Here is an 11,358-nt window from a genome sequence, read left to right as displayed (position 1 = left end):
GGTTGCGGGACGACTCGCTCGTCACGTGATGGGGCGCCAGGGTGGCACGGAAACCGCATGGCTTCTGGCTCGGCACTGCTGTGGCCCGCCGGGGATCCGGCGGGCCACAGCAGTAGAGGTCGTCGGGCCGTCAGATAGAGCCGCCGGCACCGGTTCCGTAGGTGCCGCCCACCTCGGCCGCGTTCACGTCGTCGACCTTGTCTGCACCGAGAACAGCACCCGTGCTCCTCCTGCTGCGGCGCAGCCTGCCCTCCAGCCACGAGGCGAAGGATGTGAGGATGAAGTTCAGGACGATGAAGATGACCGCCACCACGATGAAGCTGGGGATGACGTTCGCGTAGTTGGCCGCGAGTGTGCTGCGCGTGTTGAGCAGTTCGGTGAACCCGAGCATCACGCCGCCCAGCGCGGTGTCCTTCACGATGACGACCAGCTGGCTGACGATGGCGGGCAGCATGGCGGTGACGGCCTGCGGGAGCAGGATGCTCGACATCGTCTGGCTCTTGCGCAGACCGATCGCCATGGCGGCCTCAGACTGCCCCTTGGGCAGGGACAGGATGCCGGCGCGTACGATCTCGGCGAGAACCGAGGCGTTGTAGAGCACCAGGCCGGTCACGACCGCGTACAAGGGCCGCTCGTCGCTGGGGATGCCCGTGGAGCGGACGTAGAACTCGTTGGCGAACAGCATCAGCAGCAACACCGGGATGGCCCGGAAGAACTCGACCACTGCGCCGGACGGGATGCGCACCCAGCGGTGGTCGGACATGCGGGCGATGCCGAGTACGGCTCCCAGCGGGAGGGCGATGACCATGGCGAGAGCCGCGGCCTTCAGAGTGTCGGCCAGTCCAGGCAGCAGGTACGTCGTCCAGGCTTCGGACGTGGTGAACGGCTTCCACAGGGACCACTTCAGCTGGCCCTTGTCCTCCATCGTCTGCCAGATCCACCACAGCAGGAGGGCGAGCAGGACGAAGAAGAGCACCGAGAAGAGCACGTTGCGCAGCTTGGCCTTCGGGCCCGGGGCATCGTAGAGAACGGACGTCATCGCTTTACCGCCAGTCGCTTGCTCAGCCAACCGAGGAAGAGGCCAGTGGGCAGGGTCAGTACCACGAAACCGAAGGCGAAGACCGCGCCGATGAGCACTGTCTGAGCTTCGTTCTCGATCATTTCCTTCATCAGGAGGGCGGCCTCCGCCACGCCGATCGCAGCCGCCACGGTGGTGTTCTTGGTCAGCGCGATCAACACGTTGGCCAGCGGTCCGATGACCGAACGGAACGCCTGCGGCAGCACGACGAGCCGCAGGACCTGGCTGAAGCTGAGCCCGATGGCACGGGCCGCCTCCGCCTGCCCGACGGGCACCGTGTTGATGCCGGAGCGGATCGCCTCGCAGACGAAGGCCGCGGTGTAGGCAACGAGGCCGAGTACGGCCAGCCGGAAGTTCTTGAGTTCGAAATCGTCGGGCGCGCCCATCGTCACACCGAAGATGTCGGACAGGCCGAGCGAGGTGAAGACGATGATGACGGTCAGGGGGATGTTCCGGACGAAGTTCACATAGGCGGTGCCGAACCCGCGCATCAGCGGAACCGGACTGACCCGCATGGCCGCCAGCAGGGTGCCCCAGATCAGCGAGCCGATGGCCGAGAAGACGGTGAGCTGCACCGTGACCCAGAAGGCACCCAGCAGGGTCGGGTTGTCATAGTCAGAAAGAAAGTCGAACACGATCTCCCGCGCTTCCGGGTGTGTGGCTTAGGTGGCGGACGTGCCGCGCCGCCGCCGGAGAAGCGAGGGGCGGCGGCGCGCCTGCGGATCCCCGCTGCGACCGCGGGGATCCTGCGTCGGCGGAGTTCCGCGTTACTGGACGATCTGGCCGATCTTCGGGGCTTCCTCGTACTTGTAGTTCGCCGGCCCGAAGTTCTCCTCGACGGCCTTCTTCCAGGCGCCGTCGCTGACCATCTTCTCCAGCGCGTCGTTGATCTTGTTCACGGTCTCGGTGTCGCCCTTCTTCACACCGATGCCGTAGTTCTCGTTGCTCAGCTTCAGTCCGGCGAGCTTGAACTGCCCCTTGTACTCGTCCTGGGACGCGAAGCCCGCGAGGATCGAGTCGTCCGTGGTCACGGCGTCGAGGGCGCCGCTCTGCAGACCCGCGATGCACTCCGAGTAGCCGCCGCGCTGCTGAAGCTGTGCCTTCGGGGCGATCTCGTTCTTGACGTTCTGCGCCGACGTGGAGCCCGTCACCGAGCACAGCTTCTTGCCGTTGAGGTCGGTGCCCTCCTTGATGTCCGAGTCCGCCTTCACCAGCAGGTCCTGGTGGGCCAGCAGGTACGGACCGGCGAAGTCGACCTTCTCCTTGCGCTCGTCGGTGATCGAGTACGTGGCCGCGATCATCTTCACGTCACCGCGGGCCAGCGCGTTCTCACGGTCGGCGCTCTTGGTCTCGACCCACTCGATCTGGTCGGGCTCGTAGCCCAGTTCCTTGGCCACGTACGTCGCCACGTCCACGTCGAAGCCGGAGAAACCGTCGGGCTCCTTCAGGCCCAGACCGGGCTGGTCGTACTTGATGCCGATCTTGATCTTGTCACCGCCGCCGGAGCCGGAGCCGTTGGAGTCACCGCCGTCGTCGCCACCACAGGCGGTGGCGGTCAGAGCGAGGACAAGAGCGGTGGCGGCCGCAGCGGAGACCTTGCGGAGCTTCATGGTGAACATCCTTTGCCGTGAAGAGAAAACCGTCGTTGCGGGTGACGCGGGTCGTCGCGAGCGCGACGCGCGCCTCAGTGATGCAGGATCTTCGACAGGAAGTCCTTGGCGCGATCGCTGCGCGGACTGCTGAAGAACTGGTCGGGCGCAGCCTCCTCGACGATTCGGCCGTCTGCCATGAACACCACGCGGTTTGCGGCCGATCGTGCAAAACCCATCTCATGGGTGACGACGATCATGGTCATGCCGTCGCGGGCGAGCTGCTGCATGACCTCCAGCACCTCGTTGATCATCTCGGGGTCGAGCGCGGAGGTCGGCTCGTCGAAGAGCATCACCTTCGGCTCCATGGCCAGTGCCCGTGCGATGGCGACGCGCTGCTGCTGGCCGCCGGAGAGCTGTGCCGGGTACTTCTCGGCCTGCGCGGACACGCCGACCCGGTCGAGCAGCGCCCGGGCCCGCTCCTCGGCCGCCTTCTTGTCCTTCTTGCGGACCTTGATCTGGCCGAGCATCACGTTCTCGAGCACGGTCTTGTGCGCGAAGAGGTTGAAGGACTGGAAGACCATCCCGACATCGGCGCGCAGCTTGGCCAGCTCCCTGCCCTCGGCGGGCAGCGGCTTGCCGTCGATCGTGATCGTGCCGGAGTCGGTCGTCTCCAGGCGGTTGATGGTGCGGCACAGGGTGGACTTGCCGGACCCGGAGGGCCCGATGACCACGACGACTTCACCGCGGGCGATCGTCAGGTCGATGTCCTGGAGTACGTGCAACGCGCCGAAGTGCTTGTTGACGCTCTTCAGGACGACCAGTTCTCCGGTCGCGGCCACATCTTCCTTGGCCACCGATACTTCGGTCATCGCTCTCAGGCTCCGTCCTCCTCGGTTTCGGAGGACAGTAGTTACCCTCTACGACCTGCGTCATTACATCTGAGGGGAATCTGAGCATCACGATCCGATAGCAATCGGACACGTGTCGTAGCACTTGGGACCAGCGCTCATACCAGCCGGGTAACGGAAGCGGTCCGCAACCGGAACCCTCTTGACGCCGTCCTCATCCATCAGCGTGACTGCACACGGTGCACGCGCGCGTGCACGCCTTTTTGTACACCTCCAGATCGTACGGCCAGTGAACCGAAAGGGGCCCGGATGAGACTGCTGCTCGTCGAGGACGACAACCACGTCGCCGCCGCCCTGTCGGCGGTTCTGGCGCGGCACGGGTTCGACGTCACGCACGCGCGCAGCGGTGAGGAAGCCCTCCAGGCACTCGTTCCCGAGGGCGACTGCTTCGGTGTCGTCCTCCTCGACCTCGGCCTGCCCGACCAGGACGGATACGAGGTCTGCGGCAAGATCCGCAAGCGCACCAGCACCCCGGTGATCATGGTCACCGCGCGCTCCGACGTGCGCTCCCGCATCCACGGCCTCAACCTGGGCGCCGACGACTACGTGGTGAAGCCCTACGACACCGGGGAGCTGCTCGCCCGCATCCACGCGGTGAGCCGGCGCACCTCCCACGAGGACACCTCCAGCGGCATCGAGACCGAGCTGCGGCTCGGCCCGGTGCACATCGAGCTGCCCACGCGGAGGGTCACCGTGGACGGGTCGGTGATCCAGCTGACCCGCAAGGAGTTCGACCTGCTGGCCCTGCTCGCTCAGCGGCCCGGCGTGGTCTTCCGCCGCGAGCAGATCATCAGCGATGTGTGGCAGACCAGCTGGGAGGGGACCGGGCGCACCCTCGAGGTGCACGTCGCGTCCCTGCGCGCCAAGCTGCGGATGCCCGCCCTCATCGAGACCGTACGCGGAGTCGGCTACCGGCTCGTCGCGCCCTCCGTATAGCGGGGCCGGGTGCGCACTCGTCTGCTCCCGCTGCTCATCGTCCTGATGGCGGCCGTGCTCCTCGCGCTCGGCATCCCGCTCGCGGTCAGCCTCGCCGGCGCGCAGCAGCAGAACGTCGTGGTCGACCGGATCGACGACACGGCACGCTTCGCGGCCCTCGCACAGTTCGTCACCGACTCTCCCGACGGTGCCACCAGCGCGTTCGAGAACGAGCGCCTGGCCACCCTCAGCAGCGAGCTCCGCAGCTACTACGAGGTCTACGGCATCCGCTCCGGTGTCTTCTACCGCACCGGCCACCCCATGGCCCAGGCTCCCGCCAAGTGGTCCCTGCCCAAGGAGGGCGAGGTCCGGGACGCCTTCGACGAGGCGAAGCTCAGTCGCCGCAGCCACGACCCGAAGCAGGTGTGGCCCTGGCAGCGCCGCACCCTGGTGGTCGCCTCGCCGGTCATCCGGGACGGCGACGTCGTCGCGGTCGTCGTCACCGACTCGCCGACCGGGCAGATGCGCTCGCGCACCCTGCACGGCTGGCTGGTCATCGGCGCGGGTGAGTCCGCCGCGATGCTGCTGGCCGTCGGTGCCGCCCTGCGGCTGACCGGCTGGGTGCTCAAGCCCGTGCGGGTCCTGGACGCCACCACCCACGACATCGCCACCGGGCGGCTCAAGTCCCGGGTCGCCGCCGCCGGCGGGCCGCCGGAACTCCAGCGGCTGGCCCGGTCGTTCAACGAGATGGCCGACAACGTCGAGGACGTGCTGGAGCAGCAGCGCGCCTTCGTCGCCGACGCCTCGCACCAGCTGCGCAACCCTCTCGCGGCGCTGCTGCTGCGCATCGAGCTGCTCTCCTTCGAGCTGCCCGAGGGCAACAAGGAGATCGCCTCGGTCCAGGCCGAGGGCAAGCGCCTCGCGCAGGTCCTGGACGACCTGCTCGACCTGGCGCTGGCCGAGCACACCGAGGCGGATCTGAAGATCACCGACATCGGCGGCCTCACCGCCGAACGCCTCGCGGCCTGGGCCCCGACCGCCGAGGCCAAGGGCGTACGCCTGGTGGGGGACTGCCGGCCCACCACCGCGTGGGCCGACCCGGTCGCGCTGTCCAGCGCGCTGGACGCGGTCATCGACAACGCGGTGAAGTTCACCCCCGGTGACCAGACCGTCGAGGTGACCGTGGCCTCCCACGGGGACACCTCCACCGTCGTCGTCACTGATCACGGCCCCGGTCTCACCGACGAGGAGCTGGCCCGCGTAGGCGACCGCTTCTGGCGCAGCGGCCGGCATCAGAACGTCAAGGGCTCGGGCCTCGGGCTGTCCATCTCTCGGGCACTGCTCGCGGCGGGCGGCGGTTCGATCGCGTTCGACCGTCACGAGCCGCACGGGCTGAAGGTGACGGTGGCGGTGCCGAGGTCGGCGCCTGCGGCATGACGGAGGCCGGGCGTTGCCGCATGACGGAGTGCGACGGCGGAGGCCGGGCGTTGCCGCAAGGCGGATGGCGACGGCGAGGACCGGGCGCTGCGGCAGGACGGCAGCCGGCAAGCGGAGGGCTCGGGCGCTACGGCTTGACCGACTGGTAGTAGCGCCGGGCACCGGCGTGCAGCTGCAGCGGGTCGGTGTAGATCGCGGTGCGGACGTCGACCAGCTGGGCGGAGTGGACGGTCGCGCCGATGAGGTCCCTGCTGTCGAGCACCGTGCGGGTCAGCCATTTGGTGAGCCGCGGATCCATGTCGCTGCGCGTGAGCAGCATGTTGGACACGGCCAGGGTGGGCACCGGGGTGCCGCGCTGGATGGTGGGGTAGGCCGACTCGGGCATCTTGGTGGCGCGGTAGTAGCGCGTGGCACCGCCCTGGTCGTGCAGTTTGGCCACGAGCGTGGCATCGATCGGCACGAACCGGAAGGCCGATGACGACTCCTTGGCCGGCCGGCTGAGACCGTCCGTGGGCAGTCCGCCCGACCAGAAGAAGGCGTCGAGGCCGTGCCCGAGCCGCCTGGGCCCGGTGTCGATGCCGTCCGACGACGGCTTGATGTCCTTCTCGGGGTCGATGCCGGCCGCCTTGAGAACGCCGTTGGCTATCAGCCGTACGCCGGAGTCGGGCAGCCCTATGGCCACGCGCTTGCCCCGCAGGTCGGCGACCGAGTGGATGTCCGAGTCGGGCGCCACGACGAGCTGGACGTAGTCGTCGTACAGACGGGCCACGCCGCGCAGCCGGTCGGCGCCCGGGCCGTTGTCGAGTCCGTACGTGGCGACCGCGTCCGCGGCGGCGATCGCGAAGTCGGTCCTGCCGGTCGCCACGTCGGCGACGTTCTCCTGCGAGCCGGCGCTGGTCAGCAGCCGCACCTTCAGCTCGGGCATGTCCTTGTCGATCTCGTTGCGCAGGAGTTCCCCGTACTCGTGGTAGACCCCCGCTCGGGTGCCCGTGCTGAACGTGATGGTCCCGCTCGGCGGCTCCTCGGCCCAGGGACGCAGCCACCACATCAGCAGGCCGAGGACCACGAGGGAGGCGGTGCCGCCCTGCAGGGCCCGGCGCCTGCCGATGGGGGGAAGCGTTCTGGACATGCGGGCGATCCTGCCAGCCGGGGCGCCCCCCTGACCAGGGCAACGGGTCACAGGGGGAGGGCGGGGGCGTGTCGGCGGGCGCCACTACAGTCGCCCCCATGAGCTCTTCGCCCGCCGACCTGGTCCGTGAATTCCACCGCGCATTCGGCCTGGACGCCCGCAGTTCGCCGACGGAGGTCTCACCGGAACTGGCCGCACACCGCGGCGACCTCCTCGCGGAGGAGGCCGCGGAGGTCGCCGAGGTGTCGGTGCGGGGCCCGCTCGACCGGCTCGCCCACGAGCTGGCGGACGTGGTCTACGTCGCGTACGGCACCGCTCTCGTGCACGGCATCGACCTGGACGCGGTGCTCGCCGAGATCCACCGCTCCAACATGACGAAGATCGGCCCCGACGGCTCGGTGTCCCGCCGCGAGGACGGCAAGGTCCTCAAGGGAGAGCACTACGAGGCGCCGGACGTGCCAGGGGTGCTGCGCCGGCAGGGATGGGTGCCGGGCGGAGGCGCCTGACCCGGGGGGCACGCTCCGGGCCATCCGGACCCGGGCCGCCCGGCCCCACCCCCTCAGTCGGCTACCGGTGCCTCGGCCTCGGCAGCCCGGGGCGCGGGCTCCGGACGGCGGGGCTCGCGTCGACGGGCCCACCAGGACGCCACCGGCTCGGTGTAACGCGCGGTCAGCGGGCCCAGCACGACCAGGATCAGCACGTAGGCCGTGGCCAGGGGGCCGAGGGACGGTTCGACACCCGCCGCGACCGCGAGGCCCGCGATGACGATCGAGAACTCGCCGCGGGCCACCAGCGCGCCGCCCGCCCGCCAGCGGCCCTTCACGGAGATCCCGGCCCGCCGGGCCGCCCAGTACCCGGTGGCGATCTTCGTCAGCGCGGTGACGGCGGCCAGTGCGAGGGCGGGCAGCAGGACGGGCGGGATGCTCGACGGGTCGGTGTGCAGCCCGAAGAAGACGAAAAAGACCGCCGCGAACAGGTCGCGCAGAGGGCTCAGCAGGGTGTGCGCACCCTCCGCGACCTCGCCCGACAGCGCGATGCCCACCAGGAAGGCCCCCACCGCCGCCGACACCTGGAGCTGCTGCGCGATACCCGCGACCAGGATCGTCAGACCCAGCACGACCAGCAGCAGCTTCTCCGGGTCGTCGCTGGAGACGAACCGTGAGATGAGCCTGCCGTAGCGCAAGGCCAGGAACAGCACGAGTCCGGCCGCGCCCAGCGCGATGGCCAGTGTCACGCTGCCGGCCATCAGTCCGGCTCCGGCCACCAGCGCCGTGACGATGGGCAGGTACACCGCCATCGCCAGGTCCTCCAGCACCAGCACGCTGAGGATCACCGGCGTCTCTCGGTTGCCGACCCGGCCCAGGTCGCCCAGCACCTTCGCGATCACGCCGGACGACGAGATCCAGGTGACTCCGGCCAGCACGACGGCGGCCACCGGACCCCAGCCGAGCAGCAGCGCCACGGCCGCCCCGGGCAGCGCGTTGAGGGCGCAGTCGACCAGACCGGACGGGTAGTGGGTCTTGAGGTTGGAGACCAGATCGCTCGCCGTGTACTCCAGGCCCAGCATCAGCAGGAGCAGGATGACGCCGATCTCCGCGCCCGTGGCGACGAACTCCTCGCTCGCGCCCAGCGGCAGCAGACCGCCCTCGCCGAAGGCCAGACCTGCCAGGAGGTACAGGGGTATCGGCGAGAGCCGGAACCGGGCGGCGAACCGGCCGAGCAGGCCGAGGCCGAGAATGATGGAACCGAACTCGATGAGCAGAACCGCGGAGTGCAACGGCTCACTCCCGCCCGAGTATGGTCGCGGCCGCGTCGACGCCCTCACGGGTGCCGACGACGATCAGCGTGTCACCACCGGCCAGCCGGAAGTCCGGCGCGGGTGACGGGATGGCCTCGGCGCGGCGCAGCACGGCCACCACCGACGCGCCCGTCTCCGTCCGCATCCGCATGTCGCCCAGCTCCCGCCCGTTCCAGCGCGAGGTCGCGGCCACCTCGATCCGCTCGGCGACCAGCCCCAGGTCCGTGGTGTACAGCAGGCTCGGGCTGTGGTGGGACGGCTTCAGCGCGTCGATCAGCGAACCCGCCTCCGAGCTGGTCAGCCGCAGGGACTGCGCGCAGGAGTCCGGATCGTCGGCCCGGTACACGTTCACCGTGCGCGTGCCGTCGCGGTGCGCCACCACCGACAGATGGCGGTGTTCACGGGTCTCCAGGTCGTACTGGACCCCGATCCCCGGCAGCGGCGTCGCCCTCAGGCGCGGAGCTGACACGATACTTCCCCTCGTTTGCCTTGTTTCGCATTATCCGACTTGGCTATCGCGCTTTGACGGCCTGATGAGCGGCGCCGATCATCGGACGGGTCACGTCCGCATGCTCCCATCCGGCCGTACGGTGACGACACGGGTGTCGTGACGGACATACGCAGCGGCCGGTCACCGGAGAGGGGGGAGGGGGGCGGTGCACCGGGGCGACGGCCTGCCGGAGAGGGCCATCACCGAACACGAGGAGGAGACCCTCGAGCTGGTCGCCGAGGGCCACACCTCGAAGGAGATCGGCGACCTCCTCTTCACCAGCGCCAAGACCGTAGAGCGCCACCGCGCCAATCTCCTCCAGAAACTCGGCATGCGCGACCGCCTGGAGCCGGCCCGGCACGTGATCAGGGCCGGACTCATCGAGCCCTGAGCCCGCTGCGGGGTTGTCCACAGGCGGCCGAGCCACATGCGCCGACCGCCTACCCTTGTCCCCATGAGCAGCATCGACCGGAGCCAGTCAGTGGGCGGCACGCGCACATACGAGGTACGCACCTACGGGTGCCAGATGAACGTCCACGACTCCGAGCGGTTGTCCGGACTGCTGGAGGACGCCGGCTACGTCCGCGTCCCGGAGGACGCCGACGAGGCGGACGTCGTCGTCTTCAACACCTGTGCCGTGCGGGAGAACGCCGACAACAAGCTGTACGGCAACCTCGGCCACCTCGCCCCGAAGAAGGCGAGCCGCCCCGGCATGCAGATCGCGGTCGGCGGCTGTCTCGCGCAGAAGGACCGCGACACCATCGTGAAGAGGGCGCCCTGGGTGGACGTCGTCTTCGGCACCCACAACATCGGCAAGCTGCCCGTCCTGCTGGAACGCGCGCGCGTGCAGGACGAGGCGCAGGTCGAGATCGCCGAGTCGCTGGAGGCGTTCCCCTCGACGCTGCCCACCCGCCGCGAGAGCGCGTACGCGGCCTGGGTCTCCATCTCCGTCGGATGCAACAACACCTGCACCTTCTGCATCGTCCCGGCCCTGCGCGGCAAGGAGAAGGACCGCCGCCCCGGCGACATCCTCGCCGAGATCGAGGCGCTGGTCGCCGAGGGCGTCTCCGAGATCACGCTGCTCGGTCAGAACGTCAACGCGTACGGCTCCGACATCGGCGACCGCGAGGCCTTCAGCAAGCTGCTGCGCGCCTGCGGGAAGATCGACGGACTGGAGCGTGTCCGCTTCACCTCCCCGCACCCGCGGGACTTCACCGACGACGTGATCGCCGCCATGGCCGAGACGCCGAACGTGATGCCGCAGCTGCACATGCCGCTCCAGTCCGGCTCGGACCCGGTCCTGAAGGCGATGCGCCGCTCCTACCGCCAGGAGCGCTTCCTGGGGATCATCGAGAAGGTCCGCGCCGCCATCCCGCACGCCGCGATCAGCACCGACATCATCGTGGGCTTCCCCGGCGAGACCGAGGAGGACTTCGAGCAGACGCTGCACGTGGTGCGCGAGGCCCGCTTCGCCCAGGCGTTCACGTTCCAGTACTCCAAGCGTCCCGGCACCCCGGCCGCCGAGATGGACGGCCAGATCCCCAAGAAGGTCGTCCAGGAACGCTACGAGCGGCTCGTCGCCCTCCAGGAAGAGATCTCCTGGGAGGAGAACAAGAAGCAGGTCGGCCGCACACTGGAGCTGATGGTCGCCGAGGGCGAGGGCCGCAAGGACGACACCACCCACCGCCTGTCCGGCCGCGCCCCCGACAACCGCCTCGTCCACTTCACCAAGCCGGACCAGGAGGTCCGCCCCGGCGACGTGGTCACCGTCGAGATCACCTACGCCGCCCCGCACCACCTCCTCGCCGAGGGCGCTGTGCTGGACGTGCGCCGCACGCGCGCGGGGGACGCCTGGGAGAAGCGGAACGCGGCCGAGCAGGCCAAGCCCGCCGGCGTGATGCTGGGCCTGCCGAAGGTCGGCGCCCCCGAGCCCCTGCCGGCCGTGGCGAGTGGGTGCGGCCGCGACTGACCCGGACCGCTGCCGCCCCGTGCGGTAGCGGCGGCTCCTGAG

The 11,358-nt window shown here is 69.4% G+C and carries 11 protein-coding genes and 1 pseudogene; 5 read left to right on the top strand and 7 right to left on the bottom strand.

The window, feature by feature from the left end; all coding sequences use genetic code 11:
- Positions 1-130 precede the first annotated feature (130 nt).
- From ACFU3E_RS14765 to ACFU3E_RS14750, 4 genes are all read right to left on the bottom strand, one after another.
- Positions 131-1,039 (bottom strand): amino acid ABC transporter permease, encoded by a 909-nt coding sequence (locus ACFU3E_RS14765; protein ID WP_384156741.1) that lies wholly within the window; start codon positions 1,037-1,039, stop codon positions 131-133.
- Positions 1,036-1,713 (bottom strand): amino acid ABC transporter permease, encoded by a 678-nt coding sequence (locus tag ACFU3E_RS14760; protein WP_384156738.1) that lies wholly within the window; start codon positions 1,711-1,713, stop codon positions 1,036-1,038. The genes ACFU3E_RS14765 and ACFU3E_RS14760 overlap by 4 nt, the downstream gene beginning before the upstream one ends.
- A 132-nt stretch (positions 1,714-1,845) precedes the next feature.
- Positions 1,846-2,688, bottom strand: coding sequence for a glutamate ABC transporter substrate-binding protein (locus ACFU3E_RS14755; protein ID WP_384156735.1), 843 nt, complete (start codon positions 2,686-2,688; stop codon positions 1,846-1,848).
- Positions 2,689-2,762: 74 nt separating this feature from the next.
- Positions 2,763-3,539, bottom strand: a complete 777-nt coding sequence (locus ACFU3E_RS14750; protein ID WP_384156732.1) for an amino acid ABC transporter ATP-binding protein — start codon at positions 3,537-3,539, stop codon at positions 2,763-2,765.
- Positions 3,540-3,827: 288 nt separating this feature from the next.
- On the opposite strand from ACFU3E_RS14750, the gene ACFU3E_RS14745 reads away from it, so the two are divergent.
- Together ACFU3E_RS14745 and ACFU3E_RS14740 are read left to right on the top strand one after the other, a co-directional pair.
- Positions 3,828-4,514, top strand: coding sequence for a response regulator transcription factor (locus tag ACFU3E_RS14745; RefSeq protein WP_384156729.1), 687 nt, complete (start codon positions 3,828-3,830; stop codon positions 4,512-4,514).
- Positions 4,515-4,523: 9 nt separating this feature from the next.
- The gene (locus tag ACFU3E_RS14740; protein WP_384156727.1) at positions 4,524-5,930 is read left to right on the top strand and encodes a sensor histidine kinase; all 1,407 of its coding nucleotides are present in this window, start codon (positions 4,524-4,526) and stop codon (positions 5,928-5,930) included.
- Between the two features lie 127 nt (positions 5,931-6,057).
- Here the strand turns inward: ACFU3E_RS14740 and ACFU3E_RS14735 are convergent, their stop codons facing one another.
- Positions 6,058-7,059: a TAXI family TRAP transporter solute-binding subunit gene (locus tag ACFU3E_RS14735; protein WP_384156724.1), complete on the bottom strand. Its 1,002-nt coding sequence runs from the start codon at positions 7,057-7,059 to the stop codon at positions 6,058-6,060.
- A 98-nt stretch (positions 7,060-7,157) separates the two neighbouring features.
- Between ACFU3E_RS14735 and ACFU3E_RS14730 the strand changes: the two genes are divergently transcribed.
- On the top strand, positions 7,158-7,565 hold the full coding sequence (locus ACFU3E_RS14730; RefSeq protein ID WP_384156722.1) for a MazG nucleotide pyrophosphohydrolase domain-containing protein: 408 nt from the start codon (positions 7,158-7,160) through the stop codon (positions 7,563-7,565).
- 53 nt (positions 7,566-7,618) lie between these two features.
- Here ACFU3E_RS14730 and ACFU3E_RS14725 read toward each other — a convergent pair whose 3' ends face one another.
- Positions 7,619-8,836, bottom strand: a complete 1,218-nt coding sequence (locus ACFU3E_RS14725) for a cation:proton antiporter (RefSeq protein ID WP_384156719.1) — start codon at positions 8,834-8,836, stop codon at positions 7,619-7,621.
- 4 nt (positions 8,837-8,840) lie between these two features.
- Entirely contained in the window at positions 8,841-9,326 is a 486-nt protein-coding gene (locus tag ACFU3E_RS14720; RefSeq protein WP_384156716.1) for a cation:proton antiporter regulatory subunit, read from the bottom strand.
- A gap of 187 nt (positions 9,327-9,513) precedes the next feature.
- On the opposite strand from ACFU3E_RS14720, the pseudogene ACFU3E_RS14715 reads away from it, so the two are divergent.
- Both ACFU3E_RS14715 and miaB read left to right on the top strand, forming a co-directional pair.
- A pseudogene (locus ACFU3E_RS14715) lies at positions 9,514-9,738 on the top strand (response regulator transcription factor); the annotation flags it as partial.
- Positions 9,739-9,801: 63 nt separating this feature from the next.
- Complete coding sequence (gene miaB, locus ACFU3E_RS14710; RefSeq protein WP_384156713.1) at positions 9,802-11,316, top strand: tRNA (N6-isopentenyl adenosine(37)-C2)-methylthiotransferase MiaB; 1,515 nt, start codon at positions 9,802-9,804, stop codon at positions 11,314-11,316.
- Positions 11,317-11,358: the final 42 nt, after the last annotated feature.

The organism is Streptomyces sp. NPDC057424, from assembly GCF_042803315.1.
Classification (GTDB): domain Bacteria; phylum Actinomycetota; class Actinomycetes; order Streptomycetales; family Streptomycetaceae; genus Streptomyces.
This window is presented reverse-complemented; position numbering and strand designations above follow the sequence as displayed.